This window comes from Azospirillum sp. VT-I1 (assembly GCF_055698305.1).
In genome coordinates, this window is sequence record NZ_CP168802.1 from 360,001 (window position 1) to 383,282 (window position 23,282).

Consider the following 23,282-nt stretch of genomic DNA (forward strand, 5'->3'; position numbering starts at 1 on the left):
TCGCGTGGTAGCGGAGCGTTCCGTAAGCCTGCGAAGGGTGTCCGTGAGGCCGCCTGGAGGTATCGGAAGTGAGAATGCTGACATGAGTAGCGACAAACAGTGTGAGAAACACTGTCGCCGAAAGTCCAAGGGTTCCTGCGCAAGGTTAATCCACGCAGGGTGAGCCGGCCCCTAAGGCGAGGCCGAAAGGCGTAGTCGATGGGAACCACGTTAATAGTCGTGGGCCTGGCGGAGGTGACGGATCGGAAAGCGTGTACGATCTTATCGGATTGATCGTGCTGTGGACCGGTTCCAGGAAATAGCCCCGCCGTATAGACCGTACCCCAAACCGACACAGGTGGACTGGTAGAGTATACCCAGGCGCTTGAGAGAATGGTGTTGAAGGAACTCGGCAAATTGCCCTCGTAACTTCGGAAGAAGAGGGCCCCGTTGTGGCGCAAGCCATGGCGGGGGGCACAGACCAGGGGGTAGCGACTGTTTACTAAAAACACAGGGCTCTGCGAAGCCACACAAGGCGACGTATAGGGTCTGACGCCTGCCCGGTGCCGGAAGGTTAAGAGGAGAGGTGCAAGCCTTGAATTGAAGCCCCGGTAAACGGCGGCCGTAACTATAACGGTCCTAAGGTAGCGAAATTCCTTGTCGGGTAAGTTCCGACCTGCACGAATGGCGTAACGACTTCCCCGCTGTCTCCAACACCAACTCAGCGAAATTGAACTCTCCGTGAAGATGCGGAGTTCCCGCGGTCAGACGGAAAGACCCCGTGCACCTTTACTACAGCTTTGCAGTGGTGCTAGGGACTTCATGTGTAGGATAGGTGGGAGGCTTGGAAGCATGGGCGCCAGCTCGTGTGGAGCCATCCTTGAAATACCACCCTTGAAGTCTCTGGCATCTAACCGTGGCCCGTGATCCGGGTCCGGGACCCTGCATGGCGGGTAGTTTGACTGGGGCGGTCGCCTCCCAAAGTGTAACGGAGGCGCGCGATGGTGGGCTCAGAGCGGTCGGAAATCGCTCGTCGAGTGCAATGGCATAAGCCCGCCTGACTGCAAGACTGACAAGTCGAGCAGAGACGAAAGTCGGCCATAGTGATCCGGTGGCTCCACGTGGACGGGCCATCGCTCAACGGATAAAAGGTACGCCGGGGATAACAGGCTGATGACTCCCAAGAGTCCATATCGACGGAGTCGTTTGGCACCTCGATGTCGGCTCATCACATCCTGGGGCTGGAGCAGGTCCCAAGGGTTCGGCTGTTCGCCGATTAAAGTGGTACGTGAGCTGGGTTTAGAACGTCGTGAGACAGTTCGGTCCCTATCTGCCGTGGGTGTCGGAGTTTTGCGAGGATCTGTCCCTAGTACGAGAGGACCGGGATGGACATACCTCTGGTGCACCGGTTGTCACGCCAGTGGCATGGCCGGGTAGCTAAGTATGGACGGGATAACCGCTGAAAGCATCTAAGCGGGAAACCCACCTCTAAACCAGAGCTCCCTTGAGAGCCGTGACAGACCATCACGTCGATAGGAGGCATGTGGACGGGCAGCAATGTCTGAAGCTAAGCCTTACTAATCGCTCGATCGGCTTGATCTCACTCCACAAACCGCGCCATGCGCAGCAGCAAGCCTGCTTGACGCACACACCGCAGTTCGATACATCCTCGACCTCACTTGCACTGAACAGCGATACGCTTCGGATAGCGTCGGTCTTGAGCCTTGGTGACCTGGTGGTCATGGCGAGGTGTCAAACACCCGATCCCATCCCGAACTCGGCCGTGAAAAGCCTCCGCGCCAATGGTACTGCGTCTTAAGACGTGGGAGAGTAGGTCGCCGCCAGGTCACTCAGGCTCAAGAGACGCTAAACTCGAAGCACATACGCTGGCATCGACACGATCCATCATCCATAGAAGAGACATCCGCGGGGTGGAGCAGCCCGGTAGCTCGTCAGGCTCATAACCTGAAGGCCGCAGGTTCAAATCCTGCCCCCGCAACCACTGACAGTTGACAGCCCGCCTCCAACGAGGCGGGCTGTCGGCGTTTCGGGTCCGAAGCGTCGCATGCTTCAAGACGGCAGCTGCGAAGGGGCGGGCGCGGTGGGGTTCCGCCCCGGAAGCCGGCCGCATCGCGCCTGCTCGCCAGGACCGGTGCGAGAACTGACGGAACCCTTCGAAGATCAGGTAGACCTGTCGATAACCCCGCTCAAGTGAATGGCGAGCTCGACCGAGAAGCGACGATCCGGGCTTTCGACATCGATGCCGAACAGCTCTGCGATGCGTGTCAGCCGATAGCGCAGGGTGGTGACGTGTACGCCAAGCTGGTCGGAACAGGCCTTGGTGCGGCACCCCGTCTTCAGATAGGCGGAAAGCGTCTCCAGATAAGGCGTACCATGCTGGCGGTCGTACTCGATGAGGGCGCCGATGCTGTCGGCGACGTAGCCGCGCACCTCGTGGGTGTTCGCTGCCGCCAGCAGCATGGGCAGTGGGCCGAACTGCCGGGCATCGAGGACACCGGGGCGGCCGAACTCCTCGGCGATCCGGATCATCCGCCAGGAACGTTCCCACGCCTCCGCATAGTCCGGCGGGGCCGCACAGCGGCTCGTCAACACGACGAACGGTTCGGCATGCAGGATGTCGGCGACGGACCGCGCGATCTGCGCCATCAGCCGCTTGACCGGTCCATGGCTCCGCTCGTCGACGGCAGGAATGAGGCAGACCAGTCCGGCCGGAACGGTGACGAGCGTGCCGGTGACCCCGTGCAGCGACAGAAGCCGCTGGACCGGGAGGTGGAGGTCGGCCGCGGCACTCACCGCCCTTGGACTGCGGCCGGGCAGCCCGACCACGATCATCTGGGTCGGCAGATCAAGGTTGAGGCCGAGCCGAAGCGCGCGTTGTCCGATGTCACGGTGATCCCGCCACCGCCGCTCCACCAGTTCCAGGAACAGGTCGGTCAATGTCCGGTTCTCGTAGCGAAAGCGGATGACGTTGCGCAGCATCTGAATGCCGAGAGCGTGCTTGATGCCGTCGAGCAGAAGCTGATCGGCTTGGCCGTAAGGCTGCGGACCGGGAAAGATCATCAGCGCGCCGACCACCTCGCCGTCGGCGGTCAGCGGGTCGATGCGCGGCGCCGTACGGATGCGTTTGCCGCCGACTTCCCAGAACAGGGTCGCCTCGGTGGCGGGGGGATGGTCGATCGCATCGCGCGCCGCCTTCATGATCGACGGACCGAGGTCGGCCGCGACCGCTGCCTGCCAATCGGCGTCGCCGATGTCGCTGCCGCAAGGCGCCCGGTCGGCGGTAACGAGGTTGGCGGTGAAGTCGACGATGACGATGGAGTAGGGCAGCAGGTCGCGGATGCGGGGCAGAAGGGAGGCCATCGCCCCGTCCTCCAGCGCTTGCCGCAACAGCGAGGTATTCACCTCCAGCGCCCGCTGCAGGCGTTCGGCGGCCAGGGTCTCGGCACGCAGACGATGCTGGCGCTCCACCGCGATCTCGCCGAGCTGGACGATCATGCCGATGAAGGCCAGATCCTCTTCGCTCACCTCGATGATGCCGCGGGACACGACGCTCAGCACCAGCGGCCGGCCGCTGTCGTCGGTGCAGTTCATCGGCACGACCAGCACGCTGTGGTAGTCGCGCTCGAACGCCTCCCGGCGATAGCCGGGAAACTCCTCCGACACCCGGGCATCGGGGATGAAGACCGGCTCGTTCCGCCGCAGGGCGACCAGAGACGGGCTGGTCGCCAGTTCCCAGCGGTCGGGCAGTGGGCGCTGGATCAGCGTCGGGTCGTGGCGGACGACGACCAGGGCGTAGCCATGCTCGACATCGACCGCCATGATCGACCCCATCGACCAGTTGGCATGCCGGCAGGCGGCCAGGACAAGGCGCTGCAGCACCGTCGCCAAATCCCCGCCCGAATTGATCAGGCTCGCCACCACGCGCAGCGACTGGATACGCGACGTCTCGACCAATGTTCCTCCACCGAACGGATGGGCACAGGCCCGGTTTCGACCGACTCTAACCCGATGGCGGCGCTCGGAAAAAGCGGAACGTCAGCGCCTTGCCGACGGCCCGGCACCCGGCGGCTCGATGGTGGAATGCTCGATCCCGGAGGGCTCAATAGCCGGTCGGGGGCCGGAGATCGCCGCACCGGTCAGGCTGTCGGGCGGCAGCGGGCGGAAGGCCGGCCGGCCGGGCGCCTGATCCCGCTCCCGCAAGGCGCGGCGGATCAGGACGAAGCCGGCCAGCGCGGTGCAGCCGACGGCAGCGTAGACGAACAGGCCCGACGGGCCGACCCTGTCCATCAGCAGGGCGCCCGGCACCGGTCCGACCATCGCTCCGGCGGCCCAGACCACCAGCAGGCCGCTGACAGTCGGGACGATGCGGCCCGGCGGCACCACGTCGCAGGCGTGGGCGACGCACAGGGCGTAGATGCACAGGACTTGGCTGCCCCACAGCGCGAACCCCGTCCATACCAGCCAGACCGGACTGCCGGACGGCAGCAGCGCCAGCCCGGCGGACAGGGCGGCGCCGGCCGCCGCCACCGCCGCGATCACGACGCGGCGGTCCCGCCGGTCCGACAGCGCGCCGAGCGGCCATTGGGCGAGAAGGCTGCCGCCCTGGAGAGCGACGAGCAGGGCGGCGGCGGCCGGTTCGGACAGGCCGGTGCGCAGCCCGTACAGCGGGGCGAACGCGATCATCGTGCCGGTCACCACGCCGACCACGAAGCAGCCGACCAGGGCCGACGGCGCCAGTCTGAACAGTCCGCGCAGGTCGAGAGAGACGGCGGTCGGCAGGGCCGGGCGGACCGGCCGGGTGACGGCGACCGGCAGAACCGACAGCAGGATCAGCAGGATCAGCAGCCGGAAGGGCTGGTCGCCGCCGGGGTCGAGGAGGAGGGGGCCGGCCATCAGCGCCAGCTTGGTGGTGACCATATAGACCGCCAGGAGCCGTCCGCGGTTGCCGTCCTGCGCTCCGGCGCCGATCCACCCCTCGATCACCGTGAACAGCCCTGCGAAGCCGACGCCTGTCAGCGCGCGCAGCAGGACCCAGCCGACGCTGCCGCCGGCCAACGGCAGGGCCAGGGCGAGGATCGCCATCAGCGCCGCCAGCCCTGCATAGGCACGGACAAAGCCGAGCCGGCGGACGACCCTGGGCGCCGCCAGGCAGCCGGCGGCGAAGCCGACGCCGTAGGCGGATGCCACCATGCCGATGTCGGCCGCCGACAGACCCTGCGCCTGCATGCGCAGCGGAAGCAGGGCCTGGAGCAGCCCGTTGCCGGCCTGCAGCAGGATGGCGGCCGCCATCACCGGCAGCAACGGCGGCATCAATCGCAGCGTTCCCGATGACGGTCCCGGTCGGCCGGCGGAAGCAATGCCGGCACCATCGGCCGGCTCATGTCCGGGCGGAGGCGAGCGAGCCCGCCTTTTCCGCCTCCATCTCCTCCATGTCGAGGAAGCGGTCGCCGATGCGTGGGTGGGCGCGGCTGCCGTCCGACGCGCCGATGGCGACCAGCAGCTCGTCGGGACCGGGGGCGTCGGGGACCTGGAAATTGGCGGTCAGGAAATGCGCCCGCTTGCCGGTCTCGGTCTTGTGGATCATGGGCAGGGCGAGCAGGGCGCCCGCGGCGTTGCGGGTGTTGGTGAAGCTGAGGAAGGTGGTCCCCTGCGCCGCTTCGCGGAACATGTTGCCGAAGCGCAGCGTGTGGATCAGGGCGGAGGCGTGCTCGACCTCGCCGTTGACGCCGACCGACGCGGCCTTGCCGTAGGCCTCGATGCGCACGGCCGGCATCAGGGCGACCAGTCGCCGCGTCATCTCCGCCCCCAGCACCGGTGCCACCCGCAGGATCTCCGGCCGCAAATTCTCGACGAAGCCCTGGCCGGCCCAGGGATTGCGCAGCACGGCGGCGACGACGACCGACGTGATCGGCCTTTCGGCCGGCTTGCCGCCCTCGACGATGGTCTCCTCGATGAAGGTGGAGATCTTGCGCAGTCCGATGTCCATCATGTCCTGTCCGATTCTCTGATGTCCGGTCCCCGGCGCCGGCCGGACCGCGGGGTCAGCCGGCGGCGTCGGGAGTGGGGAATGGGGAGCGTTCGCGGGCGGTCAGCTCGCTGCCTTGGCGCTGGCGACCCACTGCTCGAAGGTCGGCTTGTTGGCGGAAAGCCACTCCTGGGCGAGCGCGCGGATGTGGCTGTCGCTGGCGCCCTTCTCGCTGATGCTGCGCTCCCAGGCGGCCCAGGTCTGCAGCGGGAAGCCGATGTTTTCGACCAGCGCCTTCACCGCCGGGTTGGCGGCGATGAAGTCCCGGTTGGCGACGGTGTTCCAGTTCCAGGAGGCCATGGCCATCCGGCAGGGGTCGGCGCCGCCGGCGCAGCCCGACACGCCGTTGACCAGCGCCGTGCCCTTGTTGGGGACCGAGGCGGGCAGCGCGTCGAATGGGGTGGGCAGCCAGACCACGTCCTTGCCGGGGACCAGCGTGTTGGTGACCCAGGACGGGCTCCAGGCATAGAAGAAGGCGGGCTCGCCGCGGCGGACGCGGGCGACCGCCTCCACCATCAGCGGCTCGTACTTGCCGCGCACCGAGTTCACCGTGTCCTTCAGGCCGAACTTGTCGAGCTGGAAGTCCACCACGTCGCCGCAGCTCCAGCCGGGGTCGCAGTTGACCAGATCCGCCTTGCCGCCCTTGCCGAACAGCGCGGCGATCTTCGGGTCCTTCATCTGTTCCAGCGAGGTGATGTGGTGGGCGTCGGCCGTCTTCTTGTCGATCAGGTAGCCGTTGACCCCGCCCTCCTTGATCAGGCCGCCGCCGACGATGGTCGCCTGCTGCTCCACCTTGCGGAAGGCGGGCTCGCGCTGCGGGAAGTTGATGTCGGTGGCGATGTCGAGGTCGCCCTGTGCCGCCGCCTGGAAGAACAGGGTGGTGCTCAGCGTGCTGAGCTTGACCGAATAGCCGAGTTCCTTGAAGGCGGCGGTGACGATCTGGGCGGTGACGTAGTTGGCGCCGAGGCTGTCCGACTGGGCGTAGCGGATGGTCTTGCCCTTGCCGGGCTGGTCGGCGGCCAGAGACGGCTGGACGCAGGCCGCGGCGAGGAAGGCGGCGACGGAGAGGGACTTGGCGACCGACTTGGTGAAGAAGGGCATGGCGGTTTCCTCAATCGGGGTCGGGACGGGATTCAGGCGGAACGGGGCGCGGGTCGGGGACCGGATCAGGGCCGGGACCAAGGTCGGGATCACTGGTCCGGACTGGAGATCGCCGGATTGGAGGTGGCCGGGCGGGCGACCGCCTTGTCGTCCGCCGGCCGACCGGAGCGGACGAGGGCGCGCAGGCTGCGGAGCAGCGGGCGTCCGCCGGGGCCGCCGGGCTGGGCCAGCTTCTGGGTGATGCGGTCGAGCATCATCGCCAGCAGGACGATGGCGATGCCGCCCACCGCGGCGCGGCCGACGTCGAGCCGCCCGAGGCCCTGGAGCACCACCAGCCCGAGCCCTTCTGCGCCGATCATGGCGACGACGACCGACATCACCATCGCGGTCAGCACCGTCTGGTTCAGGCCGCCGAGGATGGTCGGCACGGCCAGCGGAAGCTGGACCTCCCACAGCAGTTGCCGCTTGGTGGCGCCGAAGGCGAGGCCGGCCTCGACCATCTCGGTTTCGACCATGCGGATGCCGAGGTTGGTGAAGCGGATCAGCGGCGGGGCCGCCGCCGTCACCACCGCCACCTCGCCCGGCACCGTGCCGACGCCGAACAGCATCACCACCGGCACCAGATACACGAAGGTCGGGGTGGTCTGCATGATGTCGAGGATCGGGCGGACAACGCCCCACATCCGGTCGCTGCGGGCGCAGCCGATGCCGATCGGGATGCCGATGGCCGCGCAGATGACGATGGCGGTGGTGATCAGCGACAGGGTGGTCATCGCCTCCGACCAGACGCCCAGCGCGGCGATGGCGACCAGGGCGACGGCGCTGAAGCAGGCGACCCCCAGGCTGGCCAGCCGCCAGGCCAGCAGCACCGCCACCGCCACGATGGCGAGGAAGGGGATTTCCTGGAGCAGGAAGATGTTGAGGGTCAGCACATACTCGACCGGCCATTTGATGGCGAGGAAGAGCGGGCGCAGGTTCAGCGCGATCCATGCGACGCTGTCCTGGATCCAGGCGTCGACCGGAAAGACGTTGAGGTCGTTCGCGTCAAGCATGCAGGCCTCCCGCTGGATGAGGGGGGCGGCGCCGATGCCCGCCAGGATGCGGTCGGCGGCGAGCGTGCCGGTCAGCCGGCCCTCCTCGTCGACCACCGCCATCGGCCGTCCGGCCCGGTGGGCACGGGCGGCGTCGAGGAGGCTGTCGCACTCTCGCACCGTGACGAAGTCCTTGCGCAGGGCGCCGAGACCGCTGTTTCCGAGGTCGGCATTCCCGCAGCCGGCGGCGTCGCGCAGACCCCGCAGCGTGCCGGCGTCGAGCGCGCCGACGACATGGCCGCCGTCGTCGAGAACCAGCCCGCCGCCGTCGGCCGTCTCGACGAGGCACAGCCCGGCGGCCAGCGGGACCGGCTGCACCGGGGTCATCGCCCAGCGGGCGTCGAACAGGCGCGAGCGGTCGACCTCGCGGGTGAAGGCGGAGACATAGTCGCTGCCCGGCTCCAGCACGATCGACTGGGGGGTGCCTTCGCGGACCAGCTCACCGTCGGCCATGATGGCGATCCGCGTGCCGAGCTTCAGCGCCTCCTGGAAATCGTGGGTGATGAACAGGATGGTCTTCTTCAGCGTGCGCTGGAGGCGCAGCAGCTCGTCCTGCATCTCGGTGCGGATCAGCGGGTCGAGCGCGCTGAACGCCTCGTCCATGATCAGCACGTCGGCATCGGTGGCGAGCGCACGGGCGAGCCCTACCCGCTGGCGCATGCCGCCGCTCAGCTCGTGGGGGTAGTGGTTGCCCCAGCGTGCCAGCCCGACGATCGACAGCACCTCTTCCGCCCGGCGCCGCCGGGCCTGGGGTGAGACCCCCTGGAGCTTCAGGCCGAACTCGGTGTTCTCGGCGACGGTGCGGTTGGGCAGCAGGGCGAAATGCTGGAACACCATGGAGATGCGCTTGCGACGGATGTCGCGGAGTTCCGCCTCGCCGGCGGCGACGATGTCGCGGCCGTCCAGCAGGATGCGGCCGGCGCTCGGTTCGTTCAGCCGGTTGATGCAGCGGGCCAGGGTGGACTTTCCCGATCCCGACAGCCCCATCACCATATAGATGGCGCCGCTCGGTACCGACAGTGAAACATCGTTCAACCCTACGACCATTCCGGTTTTTGCCAGAACTTCGGATTTTTTTGCACCTGCGGCCAGCATCCGCAGGGCCGGATCGGGAGATTTGGAGAAAACTTTATAGAGATTCTCTACCCTCAGTCGTTCTGTCACAACCGTCTCCCATCGTTGTGTTCGGTGGGCTTTCCCTGTCTTTAAGATTTTTACTTGTGCCCATTAGGAAGACTTGCACGTCTTCCTGTCTTCCGGTGAAACAAAGGAATTCTCGACCTATCGTTCCTGCGAACCGGAGCATGACTCCGCCGTTCCGTCACTTCAGGGGCGAGAAGGCGGTCGGCAGCAGGATGCGGTTTTCCGCCGTCTCGATCAGCGCCGCCAGCTTCGGGATGAAGGCTTGCCAGCGCGGATCATCGGAGAGCTGCTGGCGGCGGGCGGTGCGGTCCTCGAAATCGGCATAGCCCCACATGTGGACGACATGGTTGAGCGGGCCGATCTCGCTGACGAAGTAGCCGATCAGGTTGCCGAGGATCGGCTGCTGGATCGCCAGCCCCTCGCTCTGCACCAGCGCCAGATACTCGCGCAGCTTGCCGGAGCGGATGCGGTAGATGCGTTCCTCGACGATCATGGCGTGCCTCCCGTGCCGTCCCCGGCGATCTCCTGACGGATTTTGCGGGCGATGCGGAAGCACTCGACGCCGGCGGGAATGCCGCAATAGACCGCGATCTGGATCAGCGCCGCCTGCAGCTCGGCGTCGGAGAGGCCGTTGCGGATGGCGCCGCGCAGGTGCAGCTCGAACTCGTGCATGCGGCCCAGCGCCGCGATCATGCCGAGGTTGAGCAGGCTGCGCTGGCGGCGGTCGAGCGCGTCGTCGGCCCAGCACTGTCCCCAGCAATATTCGTTGACCATCTGTTGGAAAGGCCGGGAGAAGTCGTCGGCCGCCGCCAGCGCGCTGTCGACATAGGCGTCGCCGAGCACGTCGCGCCGGACGCGTTCGCCCGCCCGTTGCAGGGACTCATCCATGGCTCGCGATCTCCTTCGGGTGCTCGGCGGACGTCAGGAAGCGCCCCATCAGCCCCGCCACCGCGTCCGGCGCCTCGATCAGGATCGAATGGCGCAGGCCGGGCAGGATGTGCAGTTGCGAGCCGGGGATGCTGTCGTGCATCGTGCGCGCCATGCGCGGGTTGGAGCCGATGTCCTCCTCCCCGGTCGCGATCAGGGTCGGGCAGCGGATCTGGTCGAGGAAACCGCCGAAATCGGTTTCCGCCAGGACGCGGTAGGCGGCGGCATAGCAGTCGGGGTCGTTCCCGGCGTTGCGTTCGCGCAGGCCCCGGATCAGCTCCGGGTTCCGCTCCTGGAAGTCCTCGGTCAGCCAGCGCGACAGCGAGGCGTCGTAGTGCGAGCCCGGCTGCCCGGCCTGCAGGGCCGCCAGACGATCGAGCACCCGCCGGCGCTCCTCCGGATTGCGGCCGGCGACGGTGGACAGCAGCACCAGCCGCTTGACGCGCTCCGGATGGGTCAGGGTCAGGCGCTGGGCGATCAGCCCGCCCAGCGAGAATCCCGCCAGGTTGAAGCGGCCGAACCCGACATGGTCGGCCAGCGCCAGCGTCTCGCCGACGAAATCGTCGATCTCGTAGCGGCCTTTGATCCGGGTGGAGCCGCCATGGCCGCGCAGGTCGAAGGTCAGAATGGTGAAGCGGTCGGCGAGCCGCCCCGCCACGCCGTCCCAGGCCTCCAGGTAGGAGCCGACGCCATGGATGCAAACCAGCGGCTCCGGTCCCCGGCCGTCGAGCCGGTAGTTCAGCGTCACCGGCCCGACCGTGAAGTGACGGGAGTCGGCCATGCTCAGCGCCCCGCCGCGGCCATGCGCGGCGCTGCTGCGGCAAGGCGATGCTCCTCTTCGCGCTGCCGGTCGCGTTCGCGCGCGGCGAAGACCGGCAGCACCTCGCGGGTGAACAGGTCGAGCGTCTTGCGCTGGAGTTCGACCGGCAGGTTGAAGGACAGTCCGAGCGAGAACTGGTCGACGCCGGCCGCCTCGTAGTCCAGCAGCTTCTCGATCACCTCGTCCGGCGTGCCGAACATCAGGTTCTTCAGGACGTTCTCCGGCTTGTAGTTGTCGCGGCCGGCGACGCTTTCATAGGACACCGCGGTCGGGAAACCGTTGGTCACCGTCCCGATGTTCTGGAACAGGTTCTCGAAGCTGCGGCCGTAGTCGATGCTGTGCCGCACCGCCAGTTCGGCCTCCTCCGGCCGCTCGTAGCAGCAGGTGCGGCGCTGCATCATGAAGCGCGGGCGCGGCACTTCCGGATGGTCGGCCACCGCCTTGCGGAACTTCTCGCCCAGCACCGCGATCTCGGCCGCCGGGGCGGCCAGCGGCGTCGACAGGATGCTGGCGCCGATGCCGACCGCCCAGTCGAAGGTGCCGGGGTCGCGGGCCGCCACCCAGATGCGCGGGTGCGGCGCCTGCAACGGCTTGGGCACCGAGGTGGCCAGCGGGAACTTCCAGTAATGGCCGTCATGGGCGTAGTCGCCGGCCCATAGCTTCTGAACCGCCGGCACCAGCTCCTTCATGTAGGCGACGCCCTCCTGCTGGGGCATGCCGCCGGCCATGCGGTCGAACTCGTACTGGTAGGCGCCGCGGGCGATGCCGAACTCCAGCCGGCCGCCGGTCAGGTGGTCGCACAGCGCCGCTTCGCCGGCCAGCCGGATCGGGCTCCAGTAGGGGGCGACGATGGTGGCGGTGCCGAGCCGGATGCGCTCGGTGTGCTGGGCGAGCCAGGTCAGGATGGTGAAGGGGTTGGGGGAGATCGTGCACTCGATGGTGTGGTGCTCGGCGGTCCACAGGGTCTCGAAACCGCCCTGGTCGGCCATCTTCACCAGCTCCAGCATGGTGCTGGCCACGTCGCTCATCGGCGTGTCGGGTGAAAAGCGTTCCATGGAAAGCGCGACGGCGAACTTCATGTCCTTGTCCTTTTCTCGGGGGAGGAGAAGCCCGGTCGGGGCGGATCAGCGCAGCCGGATGACGAAGGGGTCCTGCATGGCGCCGGAGTAATCGATGACGACGTTCTTCGACCGCGAGAACTCGCGCATCACGTCGAAGCCGCCGCGCCGGCCGTAGCCGCTCTGCTTGAAGCCGCCGTTCGACGACATGTAGGCGGCGGCGCGGTAGGTGTTGATCCAGACGGTGCCGGCGTCGATCCGGGTGGCGAAGCGCATCGCGCGGTCGATGTCGCTGGTCCAGATGCCCGACGCCAAGCCGTAACGGGTGTCGTTCGCCATGGCGATCATCTCGTCCTCCGAGGCGAAGGGCACCACGCCGACGACCGGGCCGAAGATCTCGTCCTGCATGAAGCCCATGTCGTTGCGCGCGTCGGCCAGCACCGTCGGCTCGAAGTACCAGCCCTTCTCCAGCCCCGCCGCCTGGGGCCGCCGGCCGCCGGCCGCCAGCCGGGCGCCGTCGCGCAGGCCCGACGCGACATAGCCCTCGACCTTGGCGAGCTGCGCCGACAGGGCGAGCGGGCCGATGTCGGTGCTCTCCTCCATCGGGTGGCCGACGGCGATGCGTCCGGTGCGGGCGACCAGCGCCTCGACGAAGCGGTCGTAGATGGCGGCCTCGACGAAGCAGCGCGACCCGGCGACGCAGGTCTGCCCGGCTGCAGCGAAGACCCCGGCGACCACGCCGTTCACCGCCCGCTCGATGTCCACGTCGCCGAACACCACGTGGGGCGACTTGCCGCCCAGCTCCATCTGGCAGGGCACGAGGTTGGCGGCGGCGTTGGCGGCGATGCGGCTGCCGGTCTGGGTGCTGCCGGTGAAGACGATCTTGGCGATGCCGGGGTGGCGGGTCAGGGCCTCCCCGGCGGTGGCGCCGCCGCCGGTCACCACATTGACGACGCCGTCCGGGAAACCGGCTTCGGTGACCAGCTCGGCCAGCGCCAGGGTGGAGGCGGCGGCGTGTTCCGACGGCTTGATCACCACCGTGTTGCCAATGGCGAGGCAGGGCGCCAGCGTGCCGGTCAGCAGCATCAGCGGCGAGTTCCACGGCGTGATCATGCCGACGACGCCCAGCGGTTCGCGCAGGTTGAAGTTCAGCATGTCCAGCTTGTTCACCGGGATGGTATCGCCCTGCAGCTTGTCGGCCATTCCGGCGAAATAGACGTAGCTGTCGGGGATGGCGCGCATCTGGGCGCGCATCTCCTTGATCAGCTTGCCGTTGTCGCGGGTCTCCATCAGCGCCAGCTCCTCGGCGTTGGCGAGGATCAGCTCGGCCAGGCGGCGCACCAGCTTGCCGCGGTCGCTCTGGGTCATCCGCCGCCAGGCCGGATCGATGAAGGCGGCCCGCGCCGCGGCGACGGCGGTGTCGACGTCCTCGGCACCGGCGTCGGCCAACTCGTACCAGGGCTCGGCGGTGGTGGGGTCGTAGCTCGGGATGTAGCGGCCGCTTTTCGGTTCGACGAACCGTCCGCCGATATAGAGGGCGCGGCGGGTGCCTTCGAGCGACCTGCAGGTGGTGTGCATCGCGGTCTCGTATTTTTTGTGAAGGGGCGGCGGGGGATCAGCCGTTTTCGGCGAGGGCGCCGGGCCAGGGAGAGGGGCGGCCGTCGACCATCGCCAACCGCCCGCCGTCGCTTGAGTCGATGTAGATGCCGAAGCGGTCCGCTTGCCGTTCCCGGACATAGCGGCGCAGCATCGCCCGGGTCTCGCGCGTCGCCATCGCCTCGAAGGGCAGGGCGTCGAGCGCGAAGAAGCGGAGGCCCGGCGGCAGGGCCGTGGTGGCCGCATCGGCCGCGAGGCGGGTGCGATAGACCAGACAGCCGGCGTCCTGCCCGGCGACGTCGAAGACCGAATAAAGGAAGCTGTCCTCCGGCCGCAGCGGCAGCGTGCTGCCGTCCGCCAGGGGCAGTGCCCGTTCGGCCTTGCGGCTGCGGCCGCCCGGCAGGCGCCAGCCGCCCGCCCCGTCGGATTGCAGCAGGATGCCGTCGTCCGCTTCGACGAGGTAGCCGACCTGCATGCCGTGCGGCATCTCTCCACCGGCGTTTGGGGCTTCGTGCACCGTCGCGTACCGGCCCCGGCAGAAGCCGAGCGGGGCTGTCCGGCCTGCCGTCCCGCCAGCGGCCCCGCCTGGGCCGAAGGCCTGCACGCGGCCGATGAGAATCAGATGGTCGCCGGCCGTCACGCGGTCGTGCACCGTGCAATCGAACCAGGTCAGGCAATCGGTCAGGACCGGGGCGCCGGTGTGTTTCGGGCCGAAGCCGGTTGACTGGAATTTTTCGGGGGAACGGGAGGCGAAAAGGCTGGAGACATCGGCCTGTCCCTCGTGCAGCAGATTTACGGCGAAGGATGGCGTGCTGCAAAAAATCGGAAAGCTGAACGATCGGTTTCCGATACAGACAAGGACCAGAGGCGGGTCGAGCGAAACGGATGTGAAGGAATTTGCCGTTATCCCACGGGGATTTCCGTCTTCGTCGAGCACGGTGACGACCGTAACCCCGGTCGGGAACATGCCGAAGGCGTTGCGAAGGTCCCTTTGATTGATGGGCGATGGGTCATTCGAAGAGAATGTCACGTCAGCCTCCCTTCCATTACGAAGACGAGGCTACGCCGGGCGGATGCCGCCATCTTCCTCCTCTACAGAGGAATGTGCGACATTTTGTCCCATCGATTCCAAGGAACGGGCTCTGCCGCGGCGGCGCCATCGCTGGCGGACGGGGGCTAGGGGAAGAGGGAAATGCAGCAGGGGCGAGGCAGATTTCCTGCCCCGCCCCTGCTCAGGCCAACGTTGGACTTTAATCCACGCGCCGCCTGACCAATCAGTTGGATGCGGCGCAGAGCTTTTCGCGGGAGGTCTGCTTCGCAGCCTCGGCGGAGAAGCCGTAGGGCTCGATGATCCTGGCGAACTCGCCAGACGCCTTCATCTCGGCCAGCACCTTGTCGAAGGCGTCGCGCAGGGCGGTATCCTGCTTGCGGAAGGCGGCGCCGTCGCAATAGACAGGGGCGCCCTTGACCGGAGCGACCACCTCGATGTTCGGGTCGTTGGCCTTGCCGACCAGATCGTGGATCGACAGGACCGGCAGCGAATAGACGTCGATGCGGCCGTCCTGCAGCATCTTCAGGCCGCTCTGTGGGTCAGGCACCACGATCACGCGGTCGCGCGGCACCCCGGCCTGCAACGCCAGCTTCTCCTCGGTGCCGCCGCCGGGAGCACCGATCTTGGCGTTCGGGTTCTTGGCGATGTCCTCGTAGGAGGTCAGCTTCAGCGGGTTGCCCTTCTTCAGGGCGAAGGATTCCGCGTCGCAGAGGATCGGTTCGGAATAGGCGACGGCCTTGCAGCGTTCCGGCTTCATGAACAGGCCGGCGGTGACGACGTCGAAGCGGCGGGCCTGCAGGCCGGGGATCATCGCGCCATATTCGGAGATCGAGGCGACGACGTCGTTGACCCCCAGCTTCTTCATCACCGCGCGGGCAACGTCGGGGGCGGCACCCGACACGGTGCCGTCCGGCTTGACGGCGGTGTAGGGTGGTTCGTTGGCGATGCCGATACGGGCAAATCCCTGTTCGCGCAACGTCTCCAGCGTATCGGCGGCGAAGGCCGGTGCGGCGAGCGTCAGGAGTGTCGCGGCGGCGATGCCGAAGCTTTGGGCGATCTTGAAGTGTTTCATGTCGGCCGTCCCTCTTTCGTGACGTGGTGAGTGCCCGGCCGGCGTCCCAGTCGGAGCGCCGGCCCCTGTTCTGTCGGTGTCGATACCGTTCTTCTGCATGCCCGCCTTCTTCCTTGGCGGGTTCCCATAGGCGGCGGTCAGATTCCGACCGTACCGACCACCGCGATGCAGTCGCCGGCCTTGACGAGGCCCGGGAAATGGCGGGCCGCCAGGATGCCGTCCAGCGCCGCGCGGTACTCTGCCGGCGCCAGTCCGGTGCGGCCGATGGGGTGGATGCGGGCCAGCAGATCGCCTTTCCGCACCGGCTGGCCGAGATCGACGCAGGCCTCGATCAGGCCGTTGTCCTCGGCGAAGCGGAAACAGTCGGCCGACGGCATGTCGAGCCAGCGGCTCGCCTCTGCGGGTTGGCCGTTCTCCGGCGCCCCGTCCGTCAGGATCCCGGCGTGGCGCAGGACGTTGCGGACGCCGCGCTTGGCGATGGCGATGGTCTCCGCCCGGCCGGTGCCGCCGCCGCCGAGTTCGGTGGTGACGAAGGTCTTGCCCAGCTCCTCCGCCGCGGTGTCGTACATGCCGACCGCGTCGATCTCCAGCATCCGCATGGAATAGGGCGCGGCGAATGCGGCCACTGCGGCGAAGCAACGCGCCTCCTGATCCTTGTCGGGCAGGATGTGGGCGGCGGCGAAGGGAACGAAGTCCAGCGTCCGGCCGCCGGAATGGATGTCCATCACCAGATCGGCCAGCGGCAGGAGTTCGCGGGCGAAGTAATCGGCGATCTTCTGCGTCACCGTGCCGTCGGGGCGGCCGGGAAAGCTGCGGTTCAGGTTGCCCCTGTCGATGGGCGAGGTTCGGGTTCCCGCCTGGAAGGCCGGATAGTTCATCGCCGGGACGATGATGACGCGGCCAGCGACCCGGTCGGCGGTCAGCGTCTGGGCGAGGTCGAACAGGGCGACCGCGCCCTCGTACTCGTCGCCATGGTTGGCGCCGGTCAAGAGGGCGGTCGGCCCGCTGCCGTTGCGCACCACGGTGACCGGGATCATCACGGACCCCCAGGCCGAATCGTCTCGGCTGTAGGGCAGCCGCAGAAAGCCGTGCTGCACACCGTCGCGGCCGAAATCGACCGTCGGGGTTACCGGGGAGGGGGCAAGTGTGACGGGCGCCATGGTCAGGACTTCACGAACAGCTTGCGCGGCACATTGGCCAGGCATTCGACGCCGGTGTCGGTGATGGCGATGCTCTCCGTGATCTCCAGCCCCATATCCTCCAGCCATAGGCCGGTCATGAAGTGGAAGGTCATTCCGGGCTGGAGTTCGGTGCGGTCGCCTGGGCGCAGGCTCATGGTGCGCTCGCCCCAGTCCGGCGGATAGCTGAGGCCGATGGGATAGCCGGTACGGTTGTCCTTGGTGATGCCGTAGCGTTTCAGCACGGCGAAGAAGGCGTTGGCGATGTCCTCGCAGCTGTTGCCCGGCTTGGCGGCGGCGAGGCCGGCCTCCATCCCCTCCAGCGTCGCCTTCTCGGCGTCGAGGAAGGCCTGGGTCGGCGTGCCGAGGAAGACGGTGCGCGACAGCGGGCAGTGGTAGCGCTTGTAGCAGCCGGCGATCTCGAAGAAGGTGCCCTCGCCCAGCTTCATCGGCCGGTCGTCCCAGGTCAGGTGCGGCGCCGAGGCGTCGGCCCCCGACGGCAGCAGCGGGACGATGGCGGGATAATCGCCGCCGAAGCCGTCCGCCCCACCGATGCCGCGGATGCCGGCGTCGTAGATCTCGGCCACGAGGTCGCATTTGCGCATGCCCGGTTCGACCCGCTCGACGATGCGGGCGTGCATCGCCTCGACGATGCGGGCGGCCTTGCGCATGTAGTCGAGTTCCTGGGCGCTCTTCACCGCGCGCTGCCAGTTGACCAGCGCCGTCGCGTTTTGGAAGCGGGCGTTGGGCAGGTGGGTGGCCAGCGATTGGTAGGCGGCGGCGGTGAACCAGTAATTGTCCATCTCGACGCCGATGACCAGCCCGCCCCAGCCGCGATCCGCAAGGATCTTCGACAGCAGGTCCATCGGATGGCGTTCGGTCGACTGCACGTAATGGTCGGGATAGCCGATGATGCCGTCATGGGCCAGATAGGCGGTGCGCTTGGCGCCGTTGGCGTCCTGGCCGCGGCCGTACCAGATCGGCTCGCCGTGCGGCGGCACGATCACGCATTGGTGGACGTAGAAGGACCAGCCGTCATAGCCGGTCAGCCAGGCCATGTTCGACGGATCGGTGACGATCAGCAGCTCGATGCCGGCCTTGTCCATGGCGGCACGGGTCTTGTCGAGCCGTGCGGCATATTCGGCCCGGCTGAAGTTCAGCGTCGGTTCCAGCATGTCGGGGTCTCTCTTTTGAGAAGAGGGCTGTTCAGGCGTCGAAGACGGTGCCGGCGCCGGCTGCCAGGGCCCGGCTGCGCGCCAGCATGGCGATGGCGGTGTCTTGCACCCCGGTTCCGGTGAGGTCGCAGACGGTGATGGTGTCGGTGGACGGGCGGCCGGCGGCATGCCCGGCGATGACGGCGCCCAGTTCGGGGAACTCCCGGTCGGCGGCGACCGTGCCGGCGGCAATCGCGTGGTGCAGTTCGCCCAGCCGGCGGGTCTGCGTCAGGCTGTCGGCGACGTAGAGGCCGGCGCGGGACAGGATGGCGGGTTCGAGTTCGTTCTTGTGCTCTGCGTCCGACCCCATGGCGGTGACGTGCTGGCCGGGTTCGAGCCAGTCCGCCATCAGGATCGGCCGGGCAGCCGGGGTGGTGGTGACGATGACGTCGGCTCCCGCGACGGCTGCCTTGCCCTCCTCCACGGCGCGCACGGGGAAGCCCAGCCGCTCCGACAGGCGGGCGGCGGTGGCGGCGGCGCGCTCGGGCTGGCGCGCCCAGAGGCGGGCCTCGCGGATCGGGCGGACCAGGGTCAGCGCCTCCAGTTGTAACGCCGCCTGCACCCCGGCGCCGAAGACGGCGGCGACGGCGCTGTCGGGACGCGACAGATGCTTGGCGGCGACAGCGCCCGCAGCCGCGGTCCGCACATCGGTCAGATAGCCGTTGTCGAGAAGCAGGGCCTCGACCAGACCGGTCCGGCTGCTCAGCAGAACCATCAACCCGTTGACGCTGGGCAGGCCGAGTGCCGGATTGCCGAAGAAGCCGGGGCTGATCTTGATGGCGAAGCCGTCGAGACCGGGGATATAAGCGGTCTTGACGTCGACCTCACCCCGATATTCCGGGATGTCGAGCCGGAGGATCGGCGGCATCGCCACCGGGCGGGTGGCCAAGGCCAGGAAGGCGTCCTCGACGCAGGCGACGGCATCGCGGTTGAGCGGAACGATCCGCCGCAGCTCCGCCTCGGTCAGGATGGTCATGCGGGGCATGAATGGACTCGGAGATGATGCGGCGGTGCAGGTCCATGGCGATGTTGCGGCCGGACAGCAGTGCGATCGTGGGGCCGCGCGGCGCCACCTTGCCGGCGAGCAGTGCTGCGATGCCAACGGCGCCGGCGCCCTCGACGATCTCCTGCTCGGCGGAATAGGCGTGTTCGATGCCGGCGGCGATCTCCGCCTCGGTCAGCAGGACCACATCGTCGAGCAGGTTGGCGGCGAGGCGGTGGGTGTAGTGGTTGTCTAGGCCGATGCCGCCGCCGAGCGAATCCGCCAGTGTCTCCAGCTCCTCAACCTGGACCGGACGTCCGGCCTTCAGGCTGGCGTGCATGGCGGCGCCGCGTTCCATCGACACGCCGATCACCCGCAGGCTTGGCCGCAGCGCCTTGGCCGCCAGCGCCACGCCGCCGATCAGGCCGCCGCCCGACAGCGGCACCAGCAGCAGCTCGGCGTCGGGCACCGCTTCGATGATCTCCATCCCCAGCGTGCCCTGACCGGCGATGACGTCGGCATGGTCGAAGGGGGGACGGTGGCGAAGCCCTCCTCGCGGACCAGCCGGTCGACCTCGACCTGCGCGTCGTCCTGGGAGCGGCCGACAATGCGGATCTCCGCCCCCAGCGCGCGGATGGCTTCGACCTTGTTGGCGGGGACCAGCGCCGACATGCAGACGACGCAGCGGACGCCGGCCTGGGCTGCGGCATGGGCGAGCGCCCGGCCGTGGTTGCCGGTCGAGGCCGCCGCGACCCCCGTCGCAATTGCCTCGCGCGGCAGGGCCGACAGCGCGTTGGTGGCACCGCGCAGTTTGAAGCTGCCGGTGGTCTGGCGGGTTTCCAGCTTCAGGAAGACGGGCACGCCGCAGCGGGCGGTCAGGCTGGGCGAGGCCACGGTCGGCGTCACCGCGATCCGCCCGGCCAACCGCGCTCGGGCGCGGAAGACATCCTCCAGGCCGATATCCTGCCCGCTCATGACCAAGCCTTCCCGGGCAGCGGCAGGGTCATCAGCCGCCCAGCCCCGGGACGGGGCCGGTCGTCGCCGCACAGGCGCAGGGTGGCCCAGGCGGTGGCCTGATTGCTGGTCACCACCGGGCGGCCGATCGCGGCCTCGATCTCGGCGGCGACCGAGGCCGAGCGCAGGGCGGTGCAGGAGATGAACAGCGCGTCCGCATCGGACGCCATCGCGTCGACGGCGGCGCGCACCAGACTGGCCGGCGCGATGCGTGCCATCTCGCGGTCGTCGTCCAGCCCGAAGCAGGTGAAGCGCGCAATGTCGAAGCCGTGCTCGGCGAAATAGGCGGCCATCGGCCGGCTGGTCTGTTCGGTGTAGGGGGTCAGCACGGCGATGCGCCGGGCGCCGAACGCCGCCAGGGCATGGCGGGCGGCGGCGGGCGGCGTGATGACGGGAACGCCCGGCTTGGCAGAAGCGATGGCCTCCTCGATGGCGTCGTCGCCCATCACGACGCTGGCCGAGGTGCAGGAATAGCAGATGGCGTCGAGCGGCTCGTCGGGCAGGATCAGCGCCGCCCCTTCGGCGAGGCGCGGCTGCATGCGGCGCAGATTCTCCGGCGTCGTCGGGTTGGCGTAGGCGATGCGCGCGGAGTAGACGCCGATGCGCTCGCTGGCGACCATGCGGCGGAAATCCGGCTCAGTCGTATGGTCGGTCGCCAGGACGACGAGGCCCACGCGCTTTTCCACCGGGCGGTCGTCGAAGTCCAGCGCGGTGTCCGAGCGCAGGATGGGGATGGAGGGCATGGCGCGGAAACTCCAGAGTCAGCGTGTCGGCAATCAGCGTGTGGGGCGGAACCGGCGTTCCAGCAGGTGCAGGGCGGGCACGGCGATCAGGCTGATGCACAGGAAAAGGATGCCGACCAGCGTCATCGGCTCCAGATAGCGGTAATTGCTGTTGGCGACGCTGCGGGCCTCGCTCATCAACTCGATCACCGTGATGGCGGAGAGCAGCGGCGTTTCCTTGAACATCGCGACGAAATAGTTCGCCAGCGCCGGGATCATTGGCGGAATCGCCTGCGGCAGGATGACATGGCGCCAGGTCTGGTAGGGCGTGAGGTTGCAGGCCTTTGCCGCCTCCCACTGGCCGCGCGGCGTGTTGTCGATGCCGGCACGGAAGACCTCCGACGTATAGGTGGCGTAATGGAGACCCAACCCGACCACCCCGGCGGTCAGCGGCGACAGCAGCAGCCCCAGTTCCGGCAGCACGTAGAATAGGAAATACAGTTGCACCAGCAGCGGCGTGCCGCGGATGAACTCCACCACGAAGCCGGTGGTGCGCGCCACCGCGCGTCTCTTCGAGCGGCGCAGCAGGGCGAAGCCCAGCCCGGCGGCGGCGGCCAGGAATGATCCGAGCAGCGTGGCCAGCAGCGTGATGCGCAGGCCGTCCAGCAGCGTCGGCATGATCTCGCGGACGAATTCCCAATCCCATTCCATGACCGGCTCCTCAGGTGCGCAGCCCGTCGAGGCCGCGGGTCATGCGGCGCTCCAGGGCTTTCATGCCGAACGAGATCAGGCTGGCATAGGCGAAGTAGATGACCAGGACGGTCAGGAAGGGCAGCGCGGTGCTGCCGGTCTGCGAGCGCACGACCTGGGCCTGGAAGGTCAGGTCGCTGAGCGAGATGAGCGACACCACCGAGGTCGCCTTCAAGAGTTCGATGGCGTTGTTGCAGAAGGTCGGCACCATCACCACCGCCGCCTGCGGCAGCAGCACGTGACGCAGGCTCTGCCAGCGCGTCAGGTTCAGGGCGACGCAGGCCTCGTGCTGTTCGCGCCCGATGGACTGCACCGCCGCCCGCACCACCTCCGCACCATAGGCGCCGACATTCAGCCCGAGCGCCAGCACGCCGGCCTGCAGCGGCGTCAGCGTCACGCCCATCAGCGGCAGGACGAAATAGGCCCAGAAAAGCTGGACGAAGATCGACGTGCCGCGAAAGAACTCGATATAGGCGACCGACACGGCGCGCACGGCGGAGTGGCGCGACAGCCGGCCCAGCCCGGCGAGGAAGGCGGCCGGCAGGGCCAGCGCGCAGCCGAGCACGGTCAGCTTCGCCGTCACCAGCGCGCCGTCCAGCATCAAGCCCAGATAGCCGGCCCAATCAGCCATGAAGCCGAGATCTCCTGCATTCGGGGGAAAGGCGGTAACGGACGCCTTGCGGCCGCGGGGAGCCGTCAGATGCGCTGGCCGGCCGCGATGATCTTCTTCAAAAAGGCCTGGGTCCGCTCATGCGACGGATTGGTGAAAAGGATGTCGGGCGGCCCCTCCTCCACGATGCGTCCGCGGTCGAAGAACAGCACGCGGTCGGCGAAATCATGGGCGAAGCTCATCTCGTGGGTCACCAGCAGCATGGTCATGTCGGTGGTGGACCCCAGCATCCGCATGACGTTCAGCACCTCTTCCACCAGTTCGGGGTCGAGTGCCGAGGTCACCTCGTCGAACAGCATGATCCGGGGCTGCAGCGCCAGGGCGCGGGCGATGGCAACCCGCTGCTTCTGGCCGCCGGACAGCTGGGCCGGCATGGCGCGGGCCTTGTCGGCGAGACCGACGAGGTCCAGCAATTCCATCGCCCGGCGTTCGGCATCCGCCTTCCTGACGCCTTTGGTCAGCATCGGCGCCAGCGTGACGTTGTCCAGCACGCACTTGTGCGGGAACAGGTTGAACAGCTGGAACACCATGCCGATCTTGGTCCGCATCCGGTGCAGGTGCGCCTCGTCGGCGGCGACCAGACGGCCGTTGCGCTCCATCTGGAACAGGTGCTCGCCATCGATGCGGATGGTGCCGCTTTCGATGGTCTCCAGCGTCATCAGCGTCCGCAGGATCGTCGTCTTGCCGGAACCGGACGGCCCGATCAGCGCCAGCTTCTCACCCGGCCGGACTGAAAAACACAGGTCCTGCAGCACGGTGTGCGAGCCGTAGCGTTTCGTGACCCGGTCGATGTCGATGATTGCGTCGGTCACACCGGTCTTCCCTTGCAATGGTTGGCGACCGTGGATGTGCACGAACGATGCGGGAC

Annotated in this window: 19 protein-coding genes, 1 tRNA gene, 2 rRNA genes and 2 pseudogenes (1 of these 24 running past the window's edge); 3 read left to right on the forward strand and 21 right to left on the reverse strand. The window is 67.8% G+C overall.

Translation table 11 applies throughout. From position 1 onward, the window contains the following. From AB8P05_RS15695 to AB8P05_RS15705, 3 genes are all read left to right on the forward strand, one after another. Positions 1-1,581, forward strand: a 23S ribosomal RNA gene (locus AB8P05_RS15695) (it extends 1,164 nt beyond the left edge of the window). A gap of 129 nt (positions 1,582-1,710) precedes the next feature. Beyond that, a 5S ribosomal RNA gene (gene rrf, locus AB8P05_RS15700) occupies positions 1,711-1,826 on the forward strand. Positions 1,827-1,904: 78 nt separating this feature from the next. After that, positions 1,905-1,981: transfer RNA gene (locus AB8P05_RS15705), tRNA-Met, on the forward strand. Positions 1,982-2,160: 179 nt separating this feature from the next. On the opposite strand, the gene AB8P05_RS15710 is transcribed toward AB8P05_RS15705, so the two are convergent. The 21 genes and pseudogenes from AB8P05_RS15710 to ehuA form a co-directional block, all read right to left on the reverse strand. Beyond that, positions 2,161-3,954: a helix-turn-helix domain-containing protein gene (locus AB8P05_RS15710; RefSeq protein WP_472760003.1), complete on the reverse strand. Its 1,794-nt coding sequence runs from the start codon at positions 3,952-3,954 to the stop codon at positions 2,161-2,163. Positions 3,955-4,035: 81 nt separating this feature from the next. Continuing rightward, positions 4,036-5,310 (reverse strand): MFS transporter, encoded by a 1,275-nt coding sequence (locus tag AB8P05_RS15715; protein ID WP_472760004.1) that lies wholly within the window; start codon positions 5,308-5,310, stop codon positions 4,036-4,038. A 67-nt stretch (positions 5,311-5,377) separates the two neighbouring features. Beyond that, on the reverse strand, positions 5,378-5,986 hold the full coding sequence (locus AB8P05_RS15720; protein ID WP_472760110.1) for an amino acid synthesis family protein: 609 nt from the start codon (positions 5,984-5,986) through the stop codon (positions 5,378-5,380). A gap of 102 nt (positions 5,987-6,088) precedes the next feature. Next, complete coding sequence (gene proX / locus AB8P05_RS15725; RefSeq protein ID WP_472760005.1) at positions 6,089-7,126, reverse strand: glycine betaine/L-proline ABC transporter substrate-binding protein ProX; 1,038 nt, start codon at positions 7,124-7,126, stop codon at positions 6,089-6,091. A gap of 89 nt (positions 7,127-7,215) precedes the next feature. Continuing rightward, positions 7,216-8,178, reverse strand: coding sequence for an ABC transporter permease (locus AB8P05_RS15730; protein ID WP_472760111.1), 963 nt, complete (start codon positions 8,176-8,178; stop codon positions 7,216-7,218). A gap of 42 nt (positions 8,179-8,220) precedes the next feature. Continuing rightward, positions 8,221-9,381 (reverse strand): annotated as a pseudogene (locus tag AB8P05_RS15735) (quaternary amine ABC transporter ATP-binding protein); the annotation flags it as partial. Positions 9,382-9,538: 157 nt separating this feature from the next. Further along, complete coding sequence (locus tag AB8P05_RS15740; RefSeq protein ID WP_109050212.1) at positions 9,539-9,853, reverse strand: NIPSNAP family protein; 315 nt, start codon at positions 9,851-9,853, stop codon at positions 9,539-9,541. Further along, the gene (locus AB8P05_RS15745; RefSeq protein ID WP_472760006.1) at positions 9,850-10,248 is read right to left on the reverse strand and encodes a carboxymuconolactone decarboxylase family protein; all 399 of its coding nucleotides are present in this window, start codon (positions 10,246-10,248) and stop codon (positions 9,850-9,852) included. The genes AB8P05_RS15740 and AB8P05_RS15745 overlap by 4 nt, the downstream gene beginning before the upstream one ends. Beyond that, complete coding sequence (locus tag AB8P05_RS15750; protein ID WP_472760007.1) at positions 10,241-11,068, reverse strand: alpha/beta fold hydrolase; 828 nt, start codon at positions 11,066-11,068, stop codon at positions 10,241-10,243. Before AB8P05_RS15750 ends, AB8P05_RS15745 begins: the two co-directional genes overlap by 8 nt. Positions 11,069-11,070: 2 nt before the next feature. Continuing rightward, the gene (locus AB8P05_RS15755; protein ID WP_472760008.1) at positions 11,071-12,186 is read right to left on the reverse strand and encodes an LLM class flavin-dependent oxidoreductase; all 1,116 of its coding nucleotides are present in this window, start codon (positions 12,184-12,186) and stop codon (positions 11,071-11,073) included. A 45-nt stretch (positions 12,187-12,231) separates the two neighbouring features. Next, on the reverse strand, positions 12,232-13,743 hold the full coding sequence (locus AB8P05_RS15760) for an aldehyde dehydrogenase (protein ID WP_472760009.1): 1,512 nt from the start codon (positions 13,741-13,743) through the stop codon (positions 12,232-12,234). Positions 13,744-13,780: 37 nt separating this feature from the next. Then, positions 13,781-14,728 (reverse strand): flavin reductase family protein, encoded by a 948-nt coding sequence (locus tag AB8P05_RS15765; RefSeq protein WP_472760112.1) that lies wholly within the window; start codon positions 14,726-14,728, stop codon positions 13,781-13,783. 307 nt (positions 14,729-15,035) lie between these two features. Beyond that, positions 15,036-15,884, reverse strand: coding sequence for an ectoine/hydroxyectoine ABC transporter substrate-binding protein EhuB (ehuB, locus tag AB8P05_RS15770; protein WP_472760010.1), 849 nt, complete (start codon positions 15,882-15,884; stop codon positions 15,036-15,038). A gap of 137 nt (positions 15,885-16,021) precedes the next feature. Beyond that, positions 16,022-17,044, reverse strand: coding sequence for a N(2)-acetyl-L-2,4-diaminobutanoate deacetylase DoeB (doeB, locus tag AB8P05_RS15775; RefSeq protein ID WP_472760011.1), 1,023 nt, complete (start codon positions 17,042-17,044; stop codon positions 16,022-16,024). 2 nt (positions 17,045-17,046) lie between these two features. Further along, the gene (gene doeA / locus AB8P05_RS15780) at positions 17,047-18,234 is read right to left on the reverse strand and encodes an ectoine hydrolase DoeA (protein WP_472760113.1); all 1,188 of its coding nucleotides are present in this window, start codon (positions 18,232-18,234) and stop codon (positions 17,047-17,049) included. A gap of 34 nt (positions 18,235-18,268) precedes the next feature. Further along, the gene (eutC, locus tag AB8P05_RS15785) at positions 18,269-19,219 is read right to left on the reverse strand and encodes an ectoine utilization protein EutC (protein WP_472760114.1); all 951 of its coding nucleotides are present in this window, start codon (positions 19,217-19,219) and stop codon (positions 18,269-18,271) included. Next, positions 19,101-20,233, reverse strand: a pseudogene (gene eutB / locus AB8P05_RS15790) (hydroxyectoine utilization dehydratase EutB). Before eutB ends, eutC begins: the two are co-directional and overlap by 119 nt. After that, positions 20,230-21,015 carry an ectoine utilization protein EutA gene (gene eutA, locus AB8P05_RS15795; RefSeq protein ID WP_472760012.1) on the reverse strand — a complete coding sequence of 262 codons (786 nt, stop codon included), beginning with the start codon at positions 21,013-21,015 and terminating at the stop codon, positions 20,230-20,232. The pseudogene eutB and the gene eutA overlap by 4 nt, the downstream one beginning before the upstream one ends. Positions 21,016-21,048: 33 nt before the next feature. Further along, complete coding sequence (gene ehuD / locus AB8P05_RS15800) at positions 21,049-21,705, reverse strand: ectoine/hydroxyectoine ABC transporter permease subunit EhuD (protein WP_472760013.1); 657 nt, start codon at positions 21,703-21,705, stop codon at positions 21,049-21,051. Positions 21,706-21,715: 10 nt separating this feature from the next. After that, the gene (gene ehuC / locus AB8P05_RS15805; protein ID WP_200197015.1) at positions 21,716-22,375 is read right to left on the reverse strand and encodes an ectoine/hydroxyectoine ABC transporter permease subunit EhuC; all 660 of its coding nucleotides are present in this window, start codon (positions 22,373-22,375) and stop codon (positions 21,716-21,718) included. Between the two features lie 65 nt (positions 22,376-22,440). Then, positions 22,441-23,226: an ectoine/hydroxyectoine ABC transporter ATP-binding protein EhuA gene (gene ehuA / locus AB8P05_RS15810; protein WP_472760014.1), complete on the reverse strand. Its 786-nt coding sequence runs from the start codon at positions 23,224-23,226 to the stop codon at positions 22,441-22,443. Between the last annotated feature and the right edge of the window lie 56 nt (positions 23,227-23,282).

Excerpts from the sequence above, each read along its gene's own strand:
- AB8P05_RS15715 (WP_472760004.1), bottom strand. The coding sequence starts at position 5,310 with ATGCCGCCGTTGCTGCCGGTGATGGCGGCCGCCATCCTGCTGCAGGCC.
- AB8P05_RS15720 (WP_472760110.1), bottom strand. The coding sequence starts at position 5,986 with ATGGACATCGGACTGCGCAAGATCTCCACCTTCATCGAGGAGACCATC.
- proX (WP_472760005.1), bottom strand. The coding sequence starts at position 7,126 with ATGCCCTTCTTCACCAAGTCGGTCGCCAAGTCCCTCTCCGTCGCCGCC.
- AB8P05_RS15730 (WP_472760111.1), bottom strand. The coding sequence starts at position 8,178 with ATGCTTGACGCGAACGACCTCAACGTCTTTCCGGTCGACGCCTGGATC.
- AB8P05_RS15740 (WP_109050212.1), bottom strand. The coding sequence starts at position 9,853 with ATGATCGTCGAGGAACGCATCTACCGCATCCGCTCCGGCAAGCTGCGC.
- AB8P05_RS15745 (WP_472760006.1), bottom strand. The coding sequence starts at position 10,248 with ATGGATGAGTCCCTGCAACGGGCGGGCGAACGCGTCCGGCGCGACGTG.
- AB8P05_RS15750 (WP_472760007.1), bottom strand. The coding sequence starts at position 11,068 with ATGGCCGACTCCCGTCACTTCACGGTCGGGCCGGTGACGCTGAACTAC.
- AB8P05_RS15755 (WP_472760008.1), bottom strand. The coding sequence starts at position 12,186 with ATGAAGTTCGCCGTCGCGCTTTCCATGGAACGCTTTTCACCCGACACG.
- AB8P05_RS15760 (WP_472760009.1), bottom strand. The coding sequence starts at position 13,743 with ATGCACACCACCTGCAGGTCGCTCGAAGGCACCCGCCGCGCCCTCTAT.
- AB8P05_RS15765 (WP_472760112.1), bottom strand. The coding sequence starts at position 14,728 with ATGTTCCCGACCGGGGTTACGGTCGTCACCGTGCTCGACGAAGACGGA.
- ehuB (WP_472760010.1), bottom strand. The coding sequence starts at position 15,884 with ATGAAACACTTCAAGATCGCCCAAAGCTTCGGCATCGCCGCCGCGACA.
- doeB (WP_472760011.1), bottom strand. The coding sequence starts at position 17,044 with ATGGCGCCCGTCACACTTGCCCCCTCCCCGGTAACCCCGACGGTCGAT.
- eutA (WP_472760012.1), bottom strand. The coding sequence starts at position 21,015 with ATGCCCTCCATCCCCATCCTGCGCTCGGACACCGCGCTGGACTTCGAC.
- ehuD (WP_472760013.1), bottom strand. The coding sequence starts at position 21,705 with ATGGAATGGGATTGGGAATTCGTCCGCGAGATCATGCCGACGCTGCTG.
- ehuC (WP_200197015.1), bottom strand. The coding sequence starts at position 22,375 with ATGGCTGATTGGGCCGGCTATCTGGGCTTGATGCTGGACGGCGCGCTG.